Here is a 24,111-nt window from a genome sequence, read left to right on the forward strand (position 1 = left end):
CGTGTCCGTCACCACCGACGAGTCCGCCGAGACCGGTCAGGCCGTGGAGCGCAGGCAGCGCAGGGACTTCCGTCTCTTCATGTCCTCGCACATCTGCAACGAGCTGGGCGGCAGCATCACGTACGTGGCCCTGCCGTTGATGGCAGTGCTCACCCTGGACGCCTCGGCGATGCAGGCGGGTCTGCTGTCCGCCGCGGAGCACGCGGCGTTCCTGCTGCTGGGCCTGCCCGCCGGGGCCTGGGTGGACCGGATGCGCAAGCGCCGCGTGATGATGGCCGCCGACCTCGCGCGCACCGTCCTGCTGACGGCGCTGCCGGTGGCCTGGCTGCTGGACCTGCACTCGATGCCACTGCTGTACGTGGTCGCCCTGCTGCTGGGCTGCGCCCGGCTGTTCGGCGACGTCGCGGACCAGAGCTATCTTCCGGCCCTCATCGGCAAGGAATCCCTGATCGCGGGCAACTCGAAGCTGGAGACGGTGCGTTCGGGGGCCGAGTTCGCCGGTCCCGGCGTCGCCGGCTTCCTGGTGCAACTGCTGGGCGCGCCCGGGACGCTGGCCGGCCAGGCCGTCACCTCACTGGTCTCCGTGGTCCTGCTGGGCCGGATCGGGGCCCGGGAGGAGAAGCCGGAACCGGCCCCGCGCCGGCACCTGCTGCGTGACGTCCGCGAGGGGCTGAGCTACGTACTGAGCCACCGGATCCTGCGGCTCATCGCCTTGAACACGGCCGCCGTGAACCTGTTCCTCAGCGCGGTGATGGCCCTCGAGGTGCTCTTCCTGACCCGGACCGTGGGGCTGCCGCCCGCGGCCGTCGGCTGGGTGCTGACGACGGCCACGATCGGCTCGGTGCTGGCCGCCACCGCCGCGGACCGGGTGACCCGGGCCGTCGGCGCGGCCCGGCTCACGTGGCTGTCCCTGCTGGTGACCATGCCCTTCGGGCTGCTGCTGCCGCTGGCCGACAAGGACTGGCGCATCGGCCTGTTCGTCCTCGGATCGCTCGTCCAGTCGGCCGGCGTCACCCTGTACAACATCTGCCAGGTCACCTATCGGCAGACGGTCTGCCCGCCGCACCTGCTCGGTCGGATGACCGCCACCATGCGCTTCCTGGTGTGGGGCGTACTGCCCTTGAGCGGTCTGCTGGCGGGACTCCTCGGTGAACTCCTGGGCGTGCGGGACGCGCTGTGGGCGTGTGCCGCGACCCTGTCGGCGGCCCCGCTGGTCCTGCTCTGCTCCCCGCTGCGGCGGATGCGCACGTTCGAGGACGACGCCCCGGTGGTCGGGGCCGAGGCTGAGGCCGGGGACGAGGGCGTGCGGTCGGGTCAGTAGCCCATCCGGAAGGCGATGTGGGTGAGCTGGGTCCGGTTCACCGCGCCGGTCTTGCTGCGCAGCCGGCGCAGGTAGGTGTCGACCGTGTGCGGGCTCAGCCCCATCCGGCAGGCGATCATCCGGTAGGTGTCCCCCTGCGCGAGGTAGGCGAGGACCTCCTGTTCGCGGGGGGTCAGCGCGGGCAGCTCCGGCGAGGGGGCGGTGAGAGTGGTGTGCAGCATGCTGTGGGGCTCCGGATTCCGGATCGAAGGGGAGCGGCGGGGGTCGGCACCCCCGGTGGCGGTGTGATCGGTTTGGGCGTGATCGCACCGTTTCGGCCGTCCGGGGCCTGAAGTGGCCGGACACCCGCTGCTGTTCGTAGGGCCCAGCCTTCCGTCCTGCTTATCCTGGCGCCAGGGGGCGGGCACCTCACCAAAGTGCCTGGCAGTAAAGCGACCAGGGGCGAAAAAGGCAAAGTGGGGCAATGCAAACATCAGACGTCGTGCCGGATCCGAACAACGCCGATGTTGACATCGATATCTACGGCTGGGTGCTCGAACACCGCACGGTGGACGTGGACGTGGTGGCCGCCGGTACGGGGCGAGAGGTGGAAGAGGTCCGGCGCAGTGTTTCCCGCCTGCGCGCCTCACGCCTGCTGCACGTGAGCCCGATCGACCCGACGGTCGCCTTCGCGGTGGCCCCCGACACCGCGGCCGAGCAGCTCGTCGCGCCCCTGGAGGCGCAGATCCGCGACCAGCAGCGGGCGATCAGCGGGATCCGCGAGGACCTCGGCCGCTTCCTGCCGCACTATCTGGGCCGGCGCTCCACGGGGGAGTCGCTGGAGGTCCTGGAGAGCCTGGAGGACGTGCGCGGGGCACTGAACCGGGCCTCCCTCAACTGCGCGACGGAGATGCTCAGCTCGCAGCCCGGGGGCGGCAGCAGGGTGCCGGAGGCGATGCAGGAGGCGCTGCGGCGCGACGAGACGATGCTCCAGCGGGGGATCTCGATCCGGACCCTCTACCACCACACGGCCCGCTTCAACGGGCCGAGTCAGGCCTACGTCGCGGCCACGTCCGTACTGGGGGCGCAGTACCGCACCGCGCACGAACTGTTCGGCCGGCTCATCGCCTTCGACCGGGAACTGGCGTTCATCCCGGTCTCCGACGGCAGTTGGGGCGCCGTGGTGATCCGCGAGCCGTCGACCGTCGCCTACCTGTGCAACATCTTCGACCAGACCTGGGACCTGGCCTCCCCGTTCTCGCCCGCCGCGGGACAGGGGCTCGAAGAGGTGGCCCGGGAGATCCACGAGACGATCATCCGGCTGCTGGCGGCGGGACTGAAGGACGAGGCCATCGCCCGCCGCCTGGGCATGTCGCTGCGCACCGCCCGGCGCCACATCGCCGACATCATGCAGGAGCTGGGTGCGGGCAGCCGCTTCCAGGCCGGTGTGGCCGCCGCCGCGCGCGGACTGCTGGACCTGGAGGGCGGGGTGGGGGTCGAGGTGGAGGGCGAGTCGGTACAGCCTTCCTGACCTGGTGTCACGCGTTCTCGTGTCTGTCGCGGGAGGGCGGCGTGTCGCATGCTGCTGGGATGGGAGCTGTGGAGCCGCCGAACAAGAGGGGCACGTGATGGACATGCCGGATGAGGCCTGGCAACGGGAGGCCCCGCACCTGCGGGAGATCGTCCTGTTCCTCTCGGTCCACCTGGACCGGGCGCCGGGTGTGCTGTGGCCCGAGTACGACAACCCGGCGTTCGGTGACGTCGACGACGGTGACGACACCGTCGAAGCCGAAGAGGGCGATGAGGCCGAGGACGCCGACGGCATCGGGGCGGGCTCGGCCGGCGGCGCTGTGAGCCCGGCGCAGGTGGAGCGGTTCACCGCCGAACTGGCCTCGCTGACGGGCCTGTCCGTGCGGCTGGACCGGGTCGAGACGGCCGGGACCTCCCCGGACGTCGGTGGGGACGCGGTCTGGACCGGGCAGCCCGGGGACCGGGAGCACCTGCTGATCCACCAGATCGCCGGTCCGGTGACCTGGCAGCTGACCGGGACCGGCGAGAGCGGCCGGCCGGAGTCCTTCCAGTGCCGGCTGCTGCCCGGTGAGCTGTTGTACGTACCGGCCGGCTGGTCGCGTCGCCGCGTCGGCGCACCGCAGGCCCGGTACGCGGTCATCTGCCTCGGCAGCAAGGGCGCTTGAGGGCGCGAGAGGTGAAAAAGGGGGAGGGAGGATCGCATCGCGATCCTCCCTCCCCCCTTTTCGGCGGCCCTTGCGGGCCGACGGGATCAGCCTCCCCAGGAGCTGTCGGCCGTGTCGCGGTTCCGGCCGTGCGCGCCGCTGATCGTCACCACTCGGCCGTCGGGCAGGACGATCTGACGCGGCGTCGGCGCAGTGGTGCTGCCCTCGCTCCCCGTGGTGGTGGTCACGGTGGTCGTGGTCGTGGTCGCGCCCGTGTCGCCGTCGGCGGCCTGCGCGGGGCCGGCGGCGGGCAGCAGGAGTGCGGACGCGCCCACGGACAGGGCGAAGACGTAACGCTTGAGCATGGGATCCCCAGAAGTACGAGCGGTCTGATCCGGGCGCGGACCACTTTGTGGGCCGTCCGCGCCGGTCGGTGCAAGACCAACCTTGCCGTGCGCAAGGCCCCTCGGTGATCGATCAGGCTGCTCATCAAGCTGCCTGGCGCGATGGTGAGGGGCCGCAAAAGCGCATGGATCCGTACTATTCGGTCACGACTGCCGCACCTACAGGGGCCGGAGAGCCCTGCTCCCGCCGGGCCGGAGGCTCCGCGTGCTCCGCCTGGCCCCGGCTGTCGAGCTCCCGCCACACCGGAAGGACCAGCGGGGCCAGGGTGACCGCGAGGTACACCGCCCCCGTCCCCAGCAACGCCGGCACAAGTCCGGCCGCGTCCAGGGCCAGCCCCGCACCGAGCATGCCCAGCGGCGTCGCCGCCAGCGCGGCGGCGACCAGCAGCCCGAACACCCGTCCCCGTACCGCCTCGGGCACCCGTTCGTAAGCGACCGACATCATCAGCGGGCCCACGATCCCCGACCCGATGCCGGACAGGGCCAGTACCGCCAGCAGTACCGTCGCCCGGGGCTCGGCGGCCAGCGCGGCACAGCGCACCGCCCCGACCAGGACGAAGGCCCCCACGAAGGCCGCGCGGCGGGGCATTCGGTGCCCCGCCCACCCGTACAGGGCCGCCCCGAGCAGCGCGCCGGCCCCCATCGCGGTCACCATCGCCCCGAACAGGGCGCTGCTGCGCAACACTTGGGTCCCGTACGCCGGGTAGAGCACCCCGTTCAGCGCCCCGTCCAGGGCATTGGTCAGCATCAGGACCCCCACCATCGCGCCCAGGAGCCGGTCCCTGCGCAACTGGGAGATTCCGAAGCGCAGTTCCCGCGTGTAGGAACCGCTCGGCTGCCTGTCGCCGGCCGGGCGCGGACGGTCCGTCGCCGGTACCAGGGCCGCCACGACCAGGGCGCACAACGCCATCGCCGCCAGGTCCGCGAACAGGGTGCGCACGGGGCCGACGGTCGAGATGAGCAGGCCGGCCAGCGGCGCGCCCGCCATCATGCCGATCCGGCGGGCCCCCTCGACCGCTCCGGTGGCCCGCTCCGCCGTGACGCCCGCGCGTTCCATCGCGCCGGGCAGGAGCAGTTGCTTGGAGGTGTCGGACGGGCCGCGGGCCGCCCCGACCAGGAAGACCAAGGCGATCAGGACGGGCAGCGGCAGCGCGCCCCAGGCGTGCAGGAGCGGGATCAGGCCGATCGCCGCGGCGGTCAGCAGGTCCGCTCCGACGCTGGCGGCACGGACGGACCACCGGTCGACCACCGGTCCCGCGAGCACGGCGGAACACAGCAGCCCCAGCACCTCGGCGGTGGCGACGAGCCCCGTCCGGGTACCGCTGCCGGTGCTGTGCAGGACGAACCAGGGCACGGCGACCAGGGTCGCCGCCATGCCGAGCGAGGAGATCCCGGAGGCCGCCACCAGGGCGCCCAACGGGGTGCGGCGGTGCGAGGACGCGGAGCCGCCGGGGTACGAGCTGGTCATACGGGGTTCCTTCCGGCACCGCCGCGCCGCCCGGCAGCCCGCGGTGGGGTCTGCCGGGCGGCGTGGTGCCCGGGGATCGTCGGGTCAGCCGGCCATGCTCACGCGGAGGCTGAGCGGGCGCATGTCCGTCCACACCCGCTCGATGTGCGCGAGGCACTCCTCCTTGGTGCCGCGTACGTCCTGGTCGTGCCAGCCGAGCGGCACGGGCCGGCCGGCCTCCCAGAGGGAGTACTGCTCCTCGTCGTTGGCCACGACCAGGTACTGCTGCGGGGACGCGTCGTTCATGGTGTTCTCCTCGAAGGATCGGAAAAGCGGAAGGGTGGATGGTGGAGCGGGGTGGTGCGGGTCAGGAGGGCAGGGCCGCGGCCAGCAGCTCGGCCAGCGCGGCGCAGTGCGGGGGGTCCACCACGTCGTGGTGGTTGCCCGGAACCGCCGCTCGCGCGACGCCGCCCGCGGTGCGCGCGTGCCAGGCCGCCGGGTCCACCAGCGGGGTCCCGAGCTCCGGGTGCCGCTCGTCGACGGTGAAGAGGTGCAGGCCGACGGCGAGGACGGCGTCGGTGCGGTAGGCGGCGGAGGCCGCTCCGTTCGCCTCGGCGACCCGCAGCACCCTGCGCAGGGCCTCCGTGGGGGCGCTGCGGGGGAGGGTGCCCTCTGCGCGGCCCCGGCGCACCAGGACGTCGAGCAGTTCCTCCTCGTCCAGTTCGCGCGCCGAGTCGGCGTCGATCCCGGCGGCGATGCCGTACCGCAGCAGGTCCGGATCGCCCGGCCCGGCGGCCGTACCGGACCGGTCGCCGGGCGCCGCGCCCGGCGCGGCCGCGTCGATCAGACCGAGGAAGGCGACCTCCTCGCCGGCGGCCTCCAGCCGGGCGGCCATCTCGTAGGCCACCGTCCCGCCGAACGACCAGCCGGCCAGCAGGTACGGGCCGTGCGGCTGCTCCTCGCGCAGGGCGGCCAGGTAGCGCTCGGCCATCTCGGGCACCGTCTCCAGAGGCCGCTCGCCGGTGTTGTAGCCCACCGACTCCAGACCGAGGATCCGCCGGTCGCCCCCGGGACGGGCGGACAGGTCCCGCACCAGGTTCCGGTAGCAGACGACGTCGCCGCCCCGCGGGTGGACGAGGACCAGCGGCGGCCTGGACGGGTCACCGTCGGCCAACGGCACCAGCAGCCTGTCCGCGGCCGCCCCCGCCTCCGGCAGCGCCTCGCACAACAGCTCCACGGTGCGCCGGCGGAACACCAGGTTCAGCGGCAGCTCCACCCCGAACTCCCGGCGCACCGCCGCCATCAGGGCGAACGCCTTGAGCGAGTGGCCGCCGAGCGCGAAGAAGTCGTCACGCACCCCGATCGGGGCCGTGCCCAGGGTCTGCTCCCACAGCCGCGCCATCCGCAGCTCGGTCGTGTCGCGCGGAGCGATCCGGCCGGCGCCCCCACCGCGCGCCGCGTCCGCCGACGGCGCGGGCAGCGCCTTGCGGTCGAGCTTGCCGTTCGGGGTGAGCGGGAGCCGCTCCAGCGCGGTGAGGACCGCCGGGACCATGTACTCGGGAAGGTCCTGGCGCAGGAAGTCGCCGAGCTCGCGCACGTCGCCCTCCTCGTCCCGCCAGGTCACGTAGCCGGCCAGGACGGCGTCCACCCCCGTGCCGTGGACGGCCACGGCCGCCGCCAGCACCCGCGGGTGGCGGGCGAGCGCGGACTCGATCTCGCCCAGCTCCATGCGGTGGCCGCGCACCTTCACCTGGCCGTCGGCCCGGCCCCGGTACTCCAGCGTGCCGTCCGCGAGCCGGCGTACGAGGTCACCGGTGCGGTACAGCCGCTCGCCCGCCCCGTACGGATCGGGTACGAACCGGTCCGCGGTCAGCCCGGGCCGCCCGTGGTAGCCGCGGGCCACCCCGTCACCGCCGATGTAGAGCTCGCCGAACACACCCACCGGAACCGGGCGCAGCCCCGCGTCCAGTACGTGCAGCCGGGTGTTGGCGAGCGCCGTGCCGATCGGCACCGGCCCGTCGCCGACGGGGTCGGACAGCCGGTGCGCCGTCGACCAGACGGTGGTCTCCGTCGGCCCGTACACGTTCCGGACGGTGCCCAGCGCCGTACGCATCCGCTCGGCCAGAGCCGACGGCAGCGCCTCGCCGCCGCACAGCGCCCGCACGTGCGGCGCCCGCCACCCCGACTCCATCAGTTGGTGCCAGGTGGCCGGAGTGGCCTGGACGACCGTGACCGGAGCCGAGTCCAGCTCCTTCGCGAGCAGGGTGCCGTCCCTGGCGGTCTCGCGGTCGACGACCCGTACGGTCGCTCCGCACACGAGCGGGACCAGGAGCTCCAGCACGGCGATGTCGAAGGAGGCGGTGGTGACGGCCGCGACCGTGTCACCGGCCGTCAGCTCCAGCCTGCGGACCATGTCCCGGGTGAAATTGGCCAGCGCCCGGTGCGGGACGGTGACCCCCTTCGGGCGTCCCGTCGAGCCCGAGGTGTAGAGGGCGTACGCCAGCTGCTCCGGCTCCAGCCGCACGGGTGCGGGGTCGGTCGGCGCGCTCCCGTCCGCGGCCAGGGCGTCGAGGTCCACCACCGCGACCCCGTCCGGGGCCTGCGCGGGGCCGGACAGCCCCGACACCACCATGACCCGGGCGCCGCTGTCGGCGAGCATGTAGCCGATGCGGTCGGCCGGATAGCCGGGGTCCACGGGCACGTACAGCCCGCCGGAGCGCAGCACGCCGAGCAGCGCCGCGGGGAGCAGTACGGAGCGCTCCGCGCAGACCGCCACCGCGGCCTCGGGGCCGACACCGAGGCGGGTCAGCTCCCGGGCCAGCCGGCCCGAGACCTCCCACAGCCCGGCGTACGTCAGGCTCCGGTCGCCGTCGTCCACGGCGACCGCCCGCGGCGTACGGGAGGCCTGCTCGCCGACGAGCACGGGCAGCGGCCGGTCGGCGGCCGGCTCGGCGGAGCCGACACCCGCGCTCAGGATCCGGCGCTCCTCGGCCGGCCCCATCAGGGGCAGGGCGCCCAGCGGGGTCGTGGGATCGGCCGCCGCGGCCGTGAGCAGTTCGGTCAGCGCCGAGGTCATCCGCTGGACGGTAGACCGGTCGAAGAGGTCGGTGGCGAACACGGCCTCACCGCGCAGCGCGCCCTCCTCCTCGACGAAGTACAGCGAGAGGTCGAACTTCGAGGCACCGCTGGCCAGCGAGAGCGGTTCGACGTCCAGGCCGGCCGGCGCGGGCGGCGCGGCGGCCTCCTCGTCGAGCACCAGCATCACCTGGAACAGCGGGTTGCGGCTCAGGTCGCGCTCCGGCCGGACCTCCTCCACGAGACGCTCGAACGGCACCTCCTGGTGGGCGTAGGCCCCCAGCGCCGTCTCCCGGGCCCGGCCGAGCAGCTCGCCGAAGGCCGGGTCGCCGGACAGGTCGGTGCGCAGCACCAGGCTGTTGACGAAGAAGCCGATGAGCGGCTCCAGTTCGGTGCGGTCGCGGCCGGCGATGGGGGAGCCCACGGCGATGTCCTCGCCGCCCGACCAGCGGGCCAGCAGGGCCTGGAAGCCCGCCAGCAGCACCATGAACAGCGTGGCGTCGTGCCGGCGCCCCAGGTCGCGCAGCTGCCGCAGCAACGGTTCGGGCAGTTCGAAGGAGAACTGCTCGCCGCGCCCGGACGGGGTGGCCGGCCGGGGCCGGTCGGTGGGCAGGTCCAGCGGGGCGAGGCCGCCGAGGCGGTCGCGCCAGTACCCCAAGGTGTCCGCGAGGGCGTCGTCGCCCAGGCGCTCGCGCTGCCACGAGGCGAACTCACGGTAGGAGACCGCGAGTTCCGGCAGCGGCTCGGCTCCTTCCACGATGCGGGCCCGGTAGGCGGCGAAGAACTCCCGCCAGAACACCCCCACCGACCAGCCGTCGAAGGCGATGTGGTGGGCCACGATCACCAGCAGGTGCTCCCGCGCCGCGATCCGCACCAGCCGGGCCCGCAGCGGGCCCGCTGCCGTCAGGTCGAAGGGCAGCGCGGCGTCGTGCGCGGCCAGCTCCAGCGCCCGCTCCTCGGCCGCCTGCCCACCCAGCTCCGAGAGGTCGGTGAAATCGGGGGTGAACAGGCAGGCCGGACCGGGCACGGCGCGGGCCGTGAAGGCCCCCTCGTCGCCCCCTTGCCCGGTCTCCTCGATCCGGGAGCGCAGCACCTCGTGCCGGGTGACGACGTCCTTCAGCGCGCCCAGGGCGGCGTCGGCGTCGAGCTCCCCGGTCAGCCGTACGGCACCGGGCATGTTGTAGTCGGGCCGGCCCGGCTGGAGCCGGTCCAGCAGCCACAGGCGCTGCTGCCCGAAGGACAGCGGGCCGGGCCCCTCCGGCAGCGCGGGGATCGCCGCTCCGGCCGCGTCCGTCGCGTCCGCAGCGACCCGCGAGGCCAGCGCCCGGGCCAGGTCCTCGGCCACCGGGTGCCGGAAGAGCAGCTGCATCGGGATGTCCAGGCCCAGCAGGGCGCGCAGCCGGGAGATGACCCGGGTGGCGCGCAGGGAGTGCCCGCCGCGCTCGAAGAAGTGGTCACGGACACCGATCGGGCCCTCGCCGAGCACCTCCTCCCAGACCTCGACGACCGTCCGCTCCAGCGGGGTGCGCGGGGCCACGTGCGCCCGGTGCCCGCCCGTCGTGCCGGGCTCCGGCGCGGGCAGCGCCCGGCGGTCGGTCTTCCCGTTCGGGGTCAGCGGCAGCGCGTCCAGCACCACCAGCGCGGACGGCACCATCGCCGCCGGCAGGGCCGCGCGGACGAAGTCCAGCACGGCGGCCGGATCACCGCCGCCCTCACGCCACACCACGTACCCGGCGAGCAGCCGGTCGGCGCCCTCGCCGTGCGCGGCGGCCACGGCCCGGGCCACGTCGGGGTGGCGCAGCAAGGCGGCCTCCACCTCGCCCAGTTCGATCCGGTGGCCCCGGACCTTGACCTGGTTGTCCCGGCGGCCGTGGAACTCCAGCACCCCGTCGGACCGCAGTCGCGCCAGGTCGCCGGTACGGTACATGCGCGCGCCGGGCGGCCCGTACGGGTCCGGCGGATAGGCCTCGGCGGTGCGCGCCGGATCGCCGAGGTAGCCGCGGGCCACCCCGCGTCCGGCGATGAACAACTCGCCGATCGCGCCGCGGGGGAGCGGTTCGAGGTGCTCGCCGAGGACGAGGACCCGGGCGCCGGGCAGCGGCCGCCCGATGGGGATGCGGCCCGCCTCGATGTCGGCGTCCGTCACCACGTGGTAGGTGGTGGTGTTCGTGCACTCCGTCGGACCGTACTGGTTGACCAGCCGCAGCCGGCCGGGCACGCCCAGGGTGTGGGCGGCGCGCGCCAGTCCGGGCGTCAGCGCCTCGCCGGTGGTCATCACCAGCCGCAGCGCGGCCGCGGGTTCGGTGACGGCTGTGACCAGCGGTTCCAGCATCGACGGGACGATCGACAGCAGCGCCGTCACCCCCTCGCCGTGCAGCAGCCGGGCCAGCGCCTCCGGGTCCCCGGCCTCGTCCTGCGAGGCCAGCACGATCCGCCCGCCGGTGGCCAGCGGGGCGAACAGGTCACGCACCGAGGGGTCGAAGGTCAGCGCGGTACGGGCGAGCACCGCGTCCTGGGGACCGAGCCCGAAGGTGGCGGTCAGCGCCGCCAGGTAGCCGGTGATGGCGCCGTGCGTGACGGCCACGCCCTTGGGGCGGCCGGTGGAGCCGGAGGTGTACAGCAGGTAGGCCAGGTGCGCGGGGGAGACCGGGACGGGCGGCTCCGTGGCGGGCAGCGCGTCCACCAGGCCCTGCTCGGCGTCCACGTCCAGGACCGGTACGCCGCCGGTCAGGTCCGCGGGCGGCCCGTCGGGCAGGCCCGCCGTCAGCACCAGGTGGGCGCCGCTGTCGGCGAGGACCGTACGGATGCGCTCGGCCGGGTGCCCCGGATCGAGCGGCACGTAGGCGCCGCCGGCCTTCAGCACCGCGAGGACGCACACCAGCATCCGCGGGTCCCGGCCGGCCAGGACGGCCACCCGTGTCTCGGGGCCGGTGCCGAGCTCCCGCAGGCGGTGGGCCAGCCGGTTGGCGGCCGCGTCGAGCTCCGCGTAGCCGACGGTGCGGCCCTCGCAGGTCACGGCCGGGGCGTTCGGCCGCAGCCGGGCCTGTTCCGCCACCAGGGAGTGCAGGGTACGGGCGGCCGCCCCGTCCGCCCGGGGACCCGGGTCCTCCCCGAGCAGGGCGGCGTGTTCCCGCGGGGACAGCACGTCCAGTCGGGACAGCGGCGCGTCGGGGGTCTCGGCCGCACCCTCCAGCAGCCGCAGGTAGTGGGCGCCGAACCGCTCGACGGTGGCCCGGTCGAAGAGGTCCGTCGCGTACTGGACGGTGCCGGTCAGACCGCCGGGGTGCTCGGTCATCGCGAGACTGAGGTCGAACTTGGCCGTCCCGTTGGAGGTGTCGAGGCTCTCGACCTCCACTCCGTCCAGCGGCAGGGCGGCGAGCTGCTCGGGATGGAGCTGGAACAGGACGTCGAAGAGCGGGTTGCGGCTGAGGTCGCGCTCCGGCCGCAGCTCCTCCACCAGCCGGTCGAAGGGGACGTCCTGGTGCTCGTACGCGGCCAGCGCGGTCCGGCGCACCCGCCCCAACAGTTCGCCGAAGGCCGGATCGCCGGACAGGTCGGTGCGCAGCACGAGGGTGTTGACGAAGAAGCCGACGAGCGGCTCCAGCTCGGTGCGGTCGCGGCCCGCGATGGGCGAGCCCACCGCGATGTCGGCCTGGCCCGTGTAGCGGGCCAGCAGCGCCTGGAAGCCGGCGAGCAGCACCATGAACAGGGTGGCGCCGCGCTCCCGGGCGAGCGCGCCGAGCCGCTGGGCGAGCTCGGCCGGGACCTCGAAGACGAAGGCGTCGCCCGCGCCGGAGCGCACCTGCGGCCGCGGCCGGTCGGTGGGCAGCTCCAGGGCCGGCAGCCCGGCGAGGGCCGCCCTCCAGTGCGTGATGCCCGCGTCGGCCTCGCCGTCCGCCAGCCGGCGCTGCTGCCAGTACGCGAAGTCCCCGTACTGGACCGGCAGTTCGGGCAGCGCCGGACGCTCGCCGCGGCGCAGGGCCGCATAGGCACCGGACAGCTCCCGCCACAGCACCGGCATCGACCAGCCGTCGCCGACGGTGTGGTGCAGGACCAGGACGAGGAGGTGCTCGTCGTCCGCGACCCGCACCACGCGGGCCCGCAGCAGGGGTGCCGAGCCCAGGTCGAAGGGGGCGGCGGCGTCGGCGTGGGCCAGGCCGAGCGCCCGCGAACGGGCCTCCTCGCGGGGCAGGTCCCCCAGGTCGGTGCGGACGGGGACGAAGACCTCCGGCGCCTCCACGACCTGTACGGGGCCGGACGGCCCCTCGGTGATCCGCGAGCGCAGCACCTCGTGCCGGGTCACCACCGCGCACAGCGCGGCGGCCAGTGCGTCGGCGTCCAGCGCGCCGCGCAGCCGGGCCGCGACGGGGATGTTGTAGTCGGGCCGGCCGGGCTGGAGCTGGTCCAGGAACCACAGCCGCTGCTGCGCGAACGACAGCGGCGCGCTCTCCCCGGCCGGCCGGGCGCCGATCACGGTGACGGGGGCCGCCGGCGCGGCGGCGCCGTGGCCGCCGCCGCGCAGGGCGTCCAGGGCCGAGGCGAACCGCTCCAGCGTCGGGTGTTCGAAGAGCAGCCGCAGCGGCACGCCCGTGCCCAGGCGGGCGCCGAGCCGCGACACGGCCCGGGTGGCCCGCAGCGAGTGGCCGCCGAGGGCGAAGAAGTCGTCGTGGCGGCCGATCCGCCCGGTGCCCAGCACCTCGCCCCACACGGCCGCGGCGAGCTCCTCGGTCGCGGTCGCCGGCGCCTCGAACTCGGCCCGGAGCACCCCCTCCTCGGGGGGCGCGGGCAGCGCGCGCCGGTCCAGCTTGCCGTTCGGCGTCACCGGCAGCGCCGCGAGCGGCACGATCGCCGAGGGCAGCATGTACGCGGGCAGCCGGTCGGCGAGCGCCCGGCGCAGCTCGGCCGGATCCGCCACCTGGCCCTCGGAGGGCACCACGTAGGCGACCAGGCGCTGCTCGCCGGGGGCGTCCTCGCGGACCACCACCGCGGCGTGTCCGACCCGCGCGCTGCGGGCCAGTTCGGCCTCGATCTCGCCCGGCTCGATCCGGTGGCCGCGGATCTTGACCTGCTGGTCGCTGCGGCCGAGGTAGTCGACGGTGCCGTCGGGGCGCCGCCGGGCCAGGTCACCCGTGCGGTACATCCGGGCGCCCGGGGCGCCGTACGGGTCGGGGGTGAACTGCCGCGCTGTCAGGCCGGGTCGGCCGAGATAGCCGCGGGCCACGCCGGTGCCGCCGACGCACAGTTCGCCGACGGCGCCCTGCGGCACCGGGCGGCCGCGCCCGTCCAGGACGTACAGGCGGGTGTCGTCCAGGGCGGTCCCGATGGGGATCCGGCCGTCGACGACGGCGCCGGCGCGGGGGTCCAGCCGGTGGTGCGTGGCGAAAGTGGTGGTCTCGGTGGGCCCGTAGGCGTTGACGAGGACGGTGTCCGGAGCCTGTTCCAGGGCCCGGGCGAAGGAGCGCGGGGAGGCGGCCTCGCCGCCGGTCCACACCTCCCGCACCCGTGTCAGCAGCTCCACGCACTCCTCGACCACCAGGTTGAACAGGGCGGCCGTGAGGAACATCGAGGTGATCCGGTGCTCCTCCACCAGCCGGGCCAGGGCGGCGGTGTCCACCCGGCCGGGCAGCGCCATGACCACGACCCCGCCGGACAGCAGCGGCGCCCACAGTTCGTACGTCGAGGCGTCGAACGACAGCGGGGAGTGGGCCAGCACCCGCCGGTGCGCGGCGCCGAAGGCGGTGTCACGGGCGAGCGCCGCGACATTGGCGTGGGTGACGCCTATGCCCTTCGGCTCGCCCGTGGAACCGGAGGTGTACATCACGTAGGCCAGCTGGTCCGGCGAGCACGGCGGGTACGGGACCGGCGCGTCGGCCGGAGCCCCCTCCGCCGGAGCCGTCGCGTCGAGCACCGGGACGGGCGAGGTACGGACCGCCTCGTGGCCGGCCGTCGCGGGATCGGCGAGCAGCAGGCGGGCGCCGGTCCGCTCCAGCATCCAGTGCAGCCGCGCGACGGGGAACCCCTCGCCGAGCGGGACGTAGAGTCCGCCGGCCTTCAGGACGGCCAGGATCGCCACGGGAAGGTGGACCGAGCGCTCCATCAGCAGGGCGACCGGGCTTTCGCGCTCCACCCCGGCGGCGGCCAGCCCGGCTGCCAGCAGGTCGGACCGGGAGTCGAGTTCGGCGAAGCTCAGGCGCTCGGAGCCGCAGACCACGGCCTCGGCGTCGGGGGTGCGCCGGACCTGCTCGGCGAACAGCTCCACCAGGGAGGCCGGGGCCAGGTCCGGGCGGACCGTCCCGTGCCCCTCGGCCGCGAGGCGGGCCGCGGTCCGGGCGGAGGGCAGCAGCTCCGCCACGGGACGGTCGGGCTCCTCGGCGGCGGAGGCCAGCAGCTCCAGGTAGTGGCCGAGGACGAGTTCGGCCGTGGCCCGGTCGAACAGGTCGGTGTCGTAGACCAGCGAGCCGGAGCAGGTCTCGGCGCCCTCGGAGACGAAGACGCTCAGGTCGAAGAGGGAACCGCCGAAGTCGGTCCGCACCGGCCGCGCGTCCAGGCCCGGCAGTCGCAGCCCGGCCGTCTCGTCCGGGGCCGACGCGAACATCACCTGCACGAGCGGGTTGCGGTCGCCGACCCGCTCGGGACTCAGGTGCTCCACCAGCCGATCGAAGGGCACCTCCTGGTGGTCGTAAGCGTCCACCGTCGCCCGGCGGACCCGGCCGAGCAGCTCACGGAAGCCGACCTCCCCCGACAGATCGGCGCGCAGCACCAGGGTGTTGACGAAGAACCCGACGAGGGGCTCCAGTTCCACCCGGTCGCGCCCGGCCACCGGGGTGCCGACGGCGAGGTCCGTGGTGCCGGCGTAGCGGCCCAGGGCGGCCTGGAAGCCGGCCAGGAGCGTCATGAAGAGGGTGGCGCCGGCGCCCTCGGCGATCCCGCGCAGCCGGGCGGTGAGGTGGGCGTCGAGGGTGAACTCCAGGCTCGCGCCGTCACCGCTGCGACGGGTGGGACGGGGCCGGTCCGCGGGGAGTTCGAGCGCCTCCAGCCCCGCGAGGGACTTCTCCCACCAGCGCAGCCGGCCGTCCATCGCGCCGCTCGCGAACCGCTCGCGCTGGGCACGGGCGTACGCCTGGTACTCCAGGGGCAGCGGCGCCTGCGCCGGGGGCCGCCCCGCGAGCAGGGCCGCGTAGGCCTCGGACAGCTCCCGCCACAGCAGGCCCATCGACCAGCCGTCGGTGGCGATGTGGTGGACCACCAGCACCAGCAGGTGGTCCTCGGCGCCCAGCCGGATCAGCAGGGCGCGCAGCAGCGGGCCGGCCGCGAGGTCGAAGGGTCTGCGGACCTCCTCCCGGGCCAGGGCGTGGGCCCGCTCCTCCAGTTCGGCGAGGGGGGCCTCGCCCAGGTCCAGCACCGGCAGCGGGACGGCCGCCGGGGCGGGCAGGACCACCGGGTGCGGGGCGCCGTCACGCTCCTCGAAGACGGTGCGCAGCGGGGCGTGACGGGCCACGACGGCCGTCAGGGCGCGGCGCAGCGGCTCCGGGTGGAGGGCGCCGCGCAGCCGCACGACCTCGGGGATCGCATAGCCGGGGGTGCCTTCCGCCATCCGGTCCACCAGCCACATCCGCTCCTGGGCGAACGAGGCGACGGGCTCGGCGTCCGGCCCGTCGGCGGCCGGAGCGGGGTCCGGCTCCGGTGCGGGGGCCGGACCGGCCGCCGTGTCGTCCAGCGCGGCGCGCACACGGCGGCGCAGCAGTTCACGGGCAACGGCCAGGCGGCTGTCCGTGCCGGTGGCCGGCAGGCTCTCCTGGGTGGTCACGAGGTCTCTCCCTGAAGTACGAGTGAAGGAACGGCGGCGTCGGCGGCGGTGAACGGGGCCGGTTCGGCGTCCAGTTCGGCCAGCAGCACCGTTTCGACGGCGATGGCGAGGGCGGCGACGGTCCGCTGCTCGAAGAGGGTGTGCAAGGGCAGGTCCAGGCCGAGGGACTGGCGCAGCCGGGCCGCCACGCGGGTGGCGCTCAGCGAGTGCCCCCCGAGGGCGAAGAAGTCGTCGTGGCGGCCGATGCGCGGCGCGTCCAGTACGGAGGCCCACACCATGGCGACCAGTTCCTCGGTCTCCCCGGCGGGCGGCTCGTACCCGGTGGCGGCGGCCGCGGCGGGCGCCGGGAGCGCCCTGCGGTCCAGCTTGCCGTTCGGCGTGACGGGCAGCCCGTCCACGACGACCAGAACCGGCACCATGTACTCCGGCAGCGAGCGGGCCAGTTCGGCGCGCATCGGCTCGGTGTCCGGGGCCGGGTCGGCCCCGGCCTCGGGGACGACGTACCCGACGAGCCTGCGCTCGCCCGGGACGTCCTCGCGGACGACGACCGCGGCCCGGCCGACGCCGTCGAGGTGGCCCAGCGCCGTCTCGATCTCGCCGAGTTCGATCCGGAAGCCGTGGATCTTCACCTGGTCGTCCGTGCGGCCCAGGTACTCCACCGAGCCGTCGGCCCGGTGGCGGGCCAGGTCGCCGGTGCGGTACATGCGCGAGCCCGGCGGGCCGAAGGGGTCGAGCGGAAAGCGCTCGGCGGTCAGCGCCGGGCGCCGCAGGTAGCCGCGGGCCAGGCCCGCCCCCGCGAGGAACAGCTCGCCGGCGACTCCCACCGGGACGGGCCGGCCCCGCGGGTCGAGCACGTACAGCGAGGTGTTCCAGATGGGCCGGCCGATCGGCACGGGCCCGGCGTCCTCGCGGCGGCAGTCGAAGTGCGTGACGTCCACCGCGGCCTCGGTGGGCCCGTACAGATTGTGCAGGGGCACGTCGAGCACATCGAGGAAACGGTTCTTCAGCTCCTCCGGAAGGGCCTCGCCACTGCACACCACCCGCCGCAGCGACCGGCAGCGGCCCGCCTCGGGATCCTCGGTGAACGCCGCCAGCATCGACGGGACGAAGTGGACGGTGGTGACCGACTCCTCCTGGATCACCCGGCTGAGGTAGGCGGGGTCCTTGTGCCCGCCGGGCTCGGCGACCACCAGGGTCGCGCCGGTGATCAGCGGCCAGAAGAACTCCCACACCGACACGTCGAAGCCGAACGGGGTCTTCTGGAGCACCCGGTCGTCCGCGTCCAGCCCGTACCGGTCCTGCATCCACAGCAGCCGGTTGACGATGGCCGAGTGCTCCACGACGACGGCCTTGGGCCGCCCCGTCGACCCGGACGTGTAGATCACGTACGCGGGGTGTCCGGGCAGCGGCGCCGGCCCCACCGCACCGGGGTCCCCGTCGTGGACGGCCCCCGGATCCAGCCGCGGCAGCTCCGCCGCAGCGGGCAGCGCCGCCGCCACCCCGTCGTCCGCGAGCAGCAGCACCGGCTCGGCATCGGACAGCAGGTACGCGATCCGGTCCGCCGGCAGCGAGGGGTCCACCGGAAGGTAGGCGGCCCCCGCCTTCAGCACGGCCAGCAGCGAGACCACCATCTCGGTGGAGCGATGCAGGGCGACCGCGACGATCTCCTCCGGACCGGCGCCCCGGGCGCGCAGCGCCCCGGCCAACCGCTCGGCCCGGGCGTCGAGTTCGCCGTACGTCAGGCGCTCGCCGCGGAAGACGGTCGCCGGCGCCTGCGGCGTCCTGGCCACCTGCTGCTCGAACAGTTCCACCAGCGTGGTGTCGGGAACGGGCACGGCGGTGCCGTTCCACTCCCGGATCAGCCGGTGCTGCTCCGCGGACAGCAGGTCCACCTCCCCGACCGCGGTGGCGGGGGCGTCGGCGACGGCCGTGAGCAGCCGCTCCAGCGCCTCGCCCAGGCTCCGCGCCGTCCGCGCGTCGAGGACGTCCGTACGGTGGTCGAGGTGCAGCCGCAGCCGCTCCCCGGGCAGCACGATGAGGTTGACGGTGTAGTGGGTGGCGTCCGAGCCCTCCACCTCGGTCAGCCGCGGTCCGCCGGCCAGCTCCCGCATCGACTCCAGGTCGAGCGGATAGTTCTCCACCACGACCGTGGTGTCGAAGAGGGCGCCCAGCCCCGCCGCCCGCTGGATGCCCGCGAGTCCGACGTGCTGGTGGTCCATCAGCTCCGCCTGCTCGTCCTGGAACCGGGCGAGCGCGGCCAGCAGCGGCTCGTCCTCGCGGATCCGGAACCGCACGGGCAGGGTGTTGATCAGCAGGCCGACCATGTCCTCGATACCCGCGACGTCCGCGGTCCGCCCGGAGACCGTCCCGCCGAACACCACGTCGTCCCGCCCGGTCACCCGCCCCAGCAGCATCGCCCAGACACCCTGGACCACACTGTTGAGGGTCACTCCCGCGGTACGGGCCCGCGCGGTGAGCCGGGCCGTCAGCTCGGCCGACAGCTCCACCGGGACCCGCTCGGGCAGCGCGTCGATCCGGTTCGGATCGGCCGCGCCCAGCAGGGTCGGCTCCTCCAGCCCGGCCAGCGCGGTGCGCCACGCCGTCTCGGCGGCGCCGTCGTCCTGACGGGCCAGCCAGTCCAGGTGCGAGCGGTACGGGACCGCTTCCGCGACCGCGCCCGACTCGGCACCTGAGGTCTGTTCGGCATAGCCGGTGAGCAGTTCGCGCAGCAGGACCGCAGAGGACCAGCCGTCCCAGACGATGTGGTGGTTCGTCATGACGAGGCGGTGCTCGGCCGCGCCGAACCGGACCAGGGTGAAGCGCACCAGCGGCGGCCGCTCCAGGTCGAAGCGTCGGGCCCGGTCGGCCGCGAGCAGCCGCTGCCACTCCCGCTCCCGCTCGGCGGAACCGAGTCCGCCCAGGTCCACGGCCTCCCACGGCACCTCGACGGACTCGACGACGACCTGCGCCGGCCCGTCCAGACCCTGGTCGGTGAAGGCGGAGCGCAGCGCGGTGTGGCGGCGCAGCAGCCGGTCGCAGGACGCCCGCAGGGAGTCCTCGTCCAGGGCGCCGTCCAAGGTGAGGACGATCTGGCCGGTGTAGGCGTCCATCGCGCCCGTGTCGAAGGCAGAGTGGAAGAAGAGCCCCTCCTGGAGCGGCGAGAGCGGAAGTACGTCGCAGAGTCCGGCGTAGCGCGCGGCCAGGGCGTCCGTCTCCGGCTGCGTCAGCCGGACCAGTGGCAGGTCACGGGGGGTCAGGCAGCGCGGTCGGGGTGCGCCCGTCCAGCGGGCCAACAGGCGCAGGGCCTCGCCCCAGGCCCCCACCAGGGCGTCCGCCTCTGCCTCGGTCAACAGCTCCGCGGGGTGGGTGACGACCGCGGTGAAGGCGGGGCCGTCGGCGCCGTCCACGGCCATGGCGTCGATCTGCAGGGCGTGCTCGACGGGCATCGCCGGATCCACGTCGGCCCGCAGGCCGCCCGACTCGGGGGCGGGGCTCCACGGTGTCTCGCCGCCGCCGGCGAACCTGCCCAGGTAGTTGAACAGGATCCGGGGGCGCGGGAGCCCGGACAGCTGCGCCGCCGTCCGCGGATCGATCCTGCTCAGCAGCCCGAAGCCCGTGCCGTGGTCCGGTACGGAGGCGACCGCCCCGTGGATGCGCCCGACCAGCTCGGCGAGCGCGTCGCCGCCCTTCGCCGCCGCGTCCAGGTCGAGGCCGGCGAGGTCGAACCGGACCGGGTACTGGGTGGTGAACCAGCCCACGGTGCGCGCCAGGTCGTGCAGGCCGGTGCGGTCGACGCGGCCGTGGCCCTCCAGGTCGACCAGCAGCGACCCCGGGGAGCCGCCGGGGGAGCGCAGGCGGTGGGTCGCGAGGACCAGTCCGGCGAGCAGCACCTCGGCCGGGCCGGTGCGCAGCGCGCCGGGCACCCCGGCCAGCAGCGGGCCGGCGACCTCGGCGGGCAGGCCGAGCGTCAGCGTGCGCGTGGCGCCGGCGGTGTCCCGCACCGGGTCGGGGATCCGCTGCCAGGGCTCCTGTGGCTCCGGGGCGTCCCCGCGGGCGTCCAGCGTCGAGCGCCAGAAGGGCAGTTCGGCCTGCACCTCCGGGGAGTCCGCCTGGAGTTGGAGGTGGTGGGCCCACGCGCGGAACGAGACCTCCCCGTCAGCGGTCGGAAGCGGACGCCCGGCGGCGGCGGCCTCCCAGGTCGCGGCCAGGTCGGCCGCCAGGATCCGCCACGACACCCCGTCCACCGCCAGGTGGTGCACGCACAGCAGCAGCCGGTCCGGCGCCGCCCCACCGGTGTCGAAGCGCACGGCCCGGAGCATCGCCGAGGCCGCGGGGTCCAGTTGTCCGGCCGCCTCCCGGGCCGCCTCCGACATGATGGCGGCGCGGGCGCAGTCGTCCGCCCCGGCCACGTCGACGGTGCGGTACAGCCGGGACACGTCGACCGAACCGGGCTCGCCGACCGTGCACAGCCGGCCCTCCGGGCCGACGTCCACGCCGATGCGCAGCGCCCCGTGGCGGTCCACGACCGACTGCAGGACCCGTACGAGCGTCGCGTCGTCCGCTCCCTCGGGCAGGGTCAGCACCATGGACTGGCTGAACCGGCCGATGGGGCCCGGCCCGTCGAGGAGCCAGCGCATGACCGGTGTCGCGGGGAGCGGACCGCACTCGGCCACGGACGGAGCGGCGCCGGCCGCGGTGGGCCCGTGGCCGGGCTCGCCGACGGCCGCGGCGAGGGCGGCCGGGGTCTTGTGCGCGAACACCTCGCGCAGGGTGAAGGAGAAGCCGCGAGCGCGCGCCCGGCTGGTCAGACCGAGGGCGGTGATGCTGTCGCCGCCGAGCTCGAAGAAGTTGTCGTCCGGGGTCGCGGGGGTGCCGAGGGCTTCGGAGAACAGGGCCGCGAGGGTCTGCTCGGTGGCGCCGTACGCCCGCTCGGGGTGCTCCGGACGGGCCGCGGCCTCCGGCACGTGCAGCCGGGCGCGGTCGACCTTGCCGCCCGGGGTGAGGGGCAGCCGGTCCACCGGAACGACGGTGCGGGGCACCATGTAGCCCGGCAGGACCCGGCCCAACTCGGTGATCAGCGAGTCCGGTTCGGGCGCCGGGCCGCCGTCGGCCGGCGGTGCCACGAAGGCGACGAGCCGACGGGCTCCGCCCGCGGGGGCGTGCACGACGACCGCGGCCTGCCCCACCGAGGGCTGCCGGCCGAGCACTGCCTCGATCTCGCCCAGTTCGATCCGGTGGCCGTTGATCTTGACCTGGCGGTCCACCCGCCCCACGAACTCCAGTTCGCCCCGTGCCGTCCAGCGCACGAGGTCGCCCGTCCGGTACATCCGCGCCCCGGGCACACCGGAGAAGGGGTCCGGCACGAAACGGTCGGCGGTCATGGCCGCGCGCCCCGCGTACCCCTGGGCGAGACCCGCACCGGCCACGCAGAGCTCGCCGGTCGCCCCCGGCGGCAGCAGCCGAAGCCCCCGGTCGACCACGTACGCACGGTGATTGACCATCGGGCGCCCGATCGGCGGGATCCGGCCGTACGAGGGCGCAACCACCCGGTGCATGGTCACGGACACGGCCGCTTCGGTGGGCCCGTACGCGTTCCAGACCTCGCGGCCGCCCGTCGCCCAGCGGTCCACGGCGTCCCCGGACGGGGCCTCACCGCCCGTGGACAGGAACCGCAGCGCCGGCAGTCCCGCCGGGTCCAGCAGCGGCAGGAGCGCCGGCGGCAGGTCGGCGACCGTCACCGCATGCTCGGCGAGCAACGACTGGAGCCGGTCGACGTCGACCCGTTCGGCCTCGGTGGCCAGGACCAGGGTGGAGCCGCTCAGCAGGGAACCGAACACGTCCAGGACCGACACGTCGAACGACAGCGAGGCGAAGCCGAGGAACCGTTCCGTGCGCCCGGACCCACCGGGACCGCCGCAGTCGCCGGACCCGCCGGACCCGCGGGTCTCGCCGGACCCGAGGCCGTCGCCCGCGCCGCACAGCGCGAGGTGGCCGCGTACGAAGTCGACGGCCGCCGCGTGCGGGACGACGACGCCCTTCGGCTCGCCCGTACTGCCCGAGGTGTACAGCAGGTACGCGGCGGACGCGGCCGGCAGCGGTACGGACCTCCGGCCGGCGCGGGACCCGTCCGTCGGCGCACTCGCGTCGACCACGCTCGGCAGGTCGTGCGGCAGCCGCTCACGGCTGCCCGGCCCGGCGACGACCGTACGCAGCCCGGCGTCGCGGACGATGTACGCGATGCGCTCGGGCGGCAGGCCGGGGTCGAGCGGCACGTAGCAGCCGCCCGCCTTCAGGACGCCGAGCAGAGCCGCGACCATGGACGGGGAGCGCTCCACGCAGACGCCGACCGGGGTGCCCGGTTCCACGGCCGTCCGCAGCCGGTCCGCGATGCCCTCGGCCCAGGCGTCGAGCTCACGGTAGGTGACCTCCTGGCCGGCGCAGATCACGGCGGCCTGCTCGGGGGTGCGGGCCGCCGCCTCCTCGAAGAGCGTGTGCAGCGACGCGTCCGCCGCCATGGGATCGACGCCGCCCTCGGCGAAGGCGGCGAGCCGCTCCTCGTCCTCGGTGGTCAGGAAGGGCAGCGAGCCGACCGCGGTCGCGTCGTCGGCCGAGGCGAGCGCGATCAGGAAGCGGGTGAACCGGACCCGCAGCGCGTCGAGTCCGACCCGATCGAGGTCGGCGGCGTCGCCCTCGGCCTGCACGGTCAGCGGGCTGTCGCCGCCGCGGTCGTAGACGTTGAGGGAGACGTGCTCGACGGGGCCGACCGAGAGGTTGTGCGCGCGGGCGGGAGCCCCGGCGAAGGACAGCTCGTAGTCGAACGACATGAGGTTGACGGCGGCGTCCCACAGTCGGGGGCCGGTCCCGGTGAACTCCTCGATGCGGTAACGCTGGTGGCGCAGGACCTCCTTGATGCCGGCCGAGGTGGCGCGCAGCAGCTCGCCGACCGTCGTGTCCGCCGTGACCGTCAGTCGCAGCGGCAGCACCTTGGAGAACATGCCGGGCGTCCGGCGGGCGTCCGGGGTGGTGCGGCCGGTGACCGGCAGACCCAGGACCACGTCCTCGGTGCCGCCCGCGCGGTGCAGGTGGGCGGCGGCCGCGGCCATCACCAGCGCCGACCAGCGCGTGCCGTGCCGGCGCGCGGCCTCGCGCAGGGTGCGGGCTTCGGCGGGGTCGAGGTCGCCGCTCACCCGTACCGTCGTACCCGAGCCGGGCGCCGGAACGCTGCCGGTGAAGGAGACGGGCTCGGGGGCACCGTCCAGGCGGGCCCGCCAGAACTCCCGGTCTTCCGCGCACCGTTCGGAGCCCGCGTACTCCTGCTCCTCGGCCACGATCCGCTGCCACGGCGCGCTCTCGACGGCCGGCACGGGCTCGCCCGCGACCAGCGCCGAGTACACCTGCGCGGTCCGCCGCGCGAGGATCGAGCCGGTGACCCCGTCCGCGACGAGATGGTGGTAGCCCTGCATCCAGCGGTAGGTCGCCGGACCGGTCCGTATCAGCAGGTGCCGGCACACGTCCCCCGAGGCAAGGTCCGTCGGCCTGGCCAGCTCGGCGCGCATCAGCCGCTCGGACTCGGCGTCCGGGTCCGGGTGGTCGCTGACGTCGACCGTCTCCATCCGCAGCGCAGGCGGACCGGCGGGTATCTGGTGCACCACGCCGTCCACCTCGGCGAAGCGGACGCACAGCGTCTCGGTTCCGGCCACCATCGTGCGCACCGCCTCGGCGAGCAGCTCCGGATCCACCGCCCCGCGGATCTCCAGGTACTCGGCGATGGTGTAGTCGAGGCGGGTGGGGTCGAGCTGCTGTGCGAACCAGACGCCGTTCTGCGGCGGGGTCAGGGGCAGCGGCCCGCGGTCGTGAGTGGCCATGCGGTGGTCAGTCTCCTCAGTCGGATCGGTCGATCAACG

Annotated in this window: 9 protein-coding genes; 3 read left to right on the forward strand and 6 right to left on the reverse strand. The window is 74.9% G+C overall.

The features are described 5' to 3' along the window. Position 1: 1 nt before the first annotated feature. Complete coding sequence (locus tag ACS04_RS34600) at positions 2-1,321, forward strand: MFS transporter (RefSeq protein WP_053081116.1); 1,320 nt, start codon at positions 2-4, stop codon at positions 1,319-1,321. Here the strand turns inward: ACS04_RS34600 and ACS04_RS34605 are convergent. Continuing rightward, entirely contained in the window at positions 1,315-1,542 is a 228-nt protein-coding gene (locus ACS04_RS34605; RefSeq protein WP_048480828.1) for a response regulator transcription factor, read from the reverse strand. The genes ACS04_RS34600 and ACS04_RS34605 overlap by 7 nt on opposite strands. A gap of 242 nt (positions 1,543-1,784) precedes the next feature. On the opposite strand from ACS04_RS34605, the gene ACS04_RS34610 reads away from it, so the two are divergent. Further along, positions 1,785-2,831 carry a response regulator transcription factor gene (locus ACS04_RS34610; RefSeq protein WP_048480829.1) on the forward strand — a complete coding sequence of 349 codons (1,047 nt, stop codon included), beginning with the start codon at positions 1,785-1,787 and terminating at the stop codon, positions 2,829-2,831. A 97-nt stretch (positions 2,832-2,928) separates the two neighbouring features. Further along, positions 2,929-3,495, forward strand: coding sequence for a hypothetical protein (locus ACS04_RS34615; RefSeq protein WP_048480830.1), 567 nt, complete (start codon positions 2,929-2,931; stop codon positions 3,493-3,495). A gap of 86 nt (positions 3,496-3,581) precedes the next feature. On the opposite strand, the gene ACS04_RS34620 is transcribed toward ACS04_RS34615, so the two are convergent. The 5 genes from ACS04_RS34620 to ACS04_RS34640 all read right to left on the reverse strand — a co-directional run bounded on the left by ACS04_RS34620 (position 3,582) and on the right by ACS04_RS34640 (position 24,072). Further along, entirely contained in the window at positions 3,582-3,839 is a 258-nt protein-coding gene (locus tag ACS04_RS34620; protein WP_048480831.1) for a hypothetical protein, read from the reverse strand. Between the two features lie 175 nt (positions 3,840-4,014). Beyond that, on the reverse strand, positions 4,015-5,346 hold the full coding sequence (locus ACS04_RS34625; protein ID WP_048480832.1) for an MFS transporter: 1,332 nt from the start codon (positions 5,344-5,346) through the stop codon (positions 4,015-4,017). A gap of 84 nt (positions 5,347-5,430) precedes the next feature. Continuing rightward, on the reverse strand, positions 5,431-5,631 hold the full coding sequence (locus tag ACS04_RS34630; RefSeq protein ID WP_030756641.1) for an MbtH family protein: 201 nt from the start codon (positions 5,629-5,631) through the stop codon (positions 5,431-5,433). 61 nt (positions 5,632-5,692) lie between these two features. Next, positions 5,693-16,207: a non-ribosomal peptide synthetase gene (locus ACS04_RS34635; RefSeq protein WP_053081117.1), complete on the reverse strand. Its 10,515-nt coding sequence runs from the start codon at positions 16,205-16,207 to the stop codon at positions 5,693-5,695. Beyond that, positions 16,204-24,072, reverse strand: a complete 7,869-nt coding sequence (locus tag ACS04_RS34640; protein ID WP_053081118.1) for a non-ribosomal peptide synthetase — start codon at positions 24,070-24,072, stop codon at positions 16,204-16,206. Before ACS04_RS34640 ends, ACS04_RS34635 begins: the two co-directional genes overlap by 4 nt. Positions 24,073-24,111 lie beyond the last annotated feature (39 nt).

The organism is Streptomyces roseus (genome assembly GCF_001044425.1).
GTDB classification, from domain to species: Bacteria; Actinomycetota; Actinomycetes; order Streptomycetales; family Streptomycetaceae; genus Streptomyces; species Streptomyces roseus.

Bases quoted from the DNA above. Each gene is read 5' to 3' on its own strand.
- ACS04_RS34640 (WP_053081118.1), bottom strand. From the start codon at position 24,072: ATGGCCACTCACGACCGCGGGCCGCTGCCCCTGACCCCGCCGCAGAAC.
- ACS04_RS34610 (WP_048480829.1), top strand. From the start codon at position 1,785: ATGCAAACATCAGACGTCGTGCCGGATCCGAACAACGCCGATGTTGAC.
- ACS04_RS34615 (WP_048480830.1), top strand. From the start codon at position 2,929: ATGGACATGCCGGATGAGGCCTGGCAACGGGAGGCCCCGCACCTGCGG.
- ACS04_RS34605 (WP_048480828.1), bottom strand. From the start codon at position 1,542: ATGCTGCACACCACTCTCACCGCCCCCTCGCCGGAGCTGCCCGCGCTG.
- ACS04_RS34620 (WP_048480831.1), bottom strand. From the start codon at position 3,839: ATGCTCAAGCGTTACGTCTTCGCCCTGTCCGTGGGCGCGTCCGCACTC.
- ACS04_RS34625 (WP_048480832.1), bottom strand. From the start codon at position 5,346: ATGACCAGCTCGTACCCCGGCGGCTCCGCGTCCTCGCACCGCCGCACC.
- ACS04_RS34630 (WP_030756641.1), bottom strand. From the start codon at position 5,631: ATGAACGACGCGTCCCCGCAGCAGTACCTGGTCGTGGCCAACGACGAG.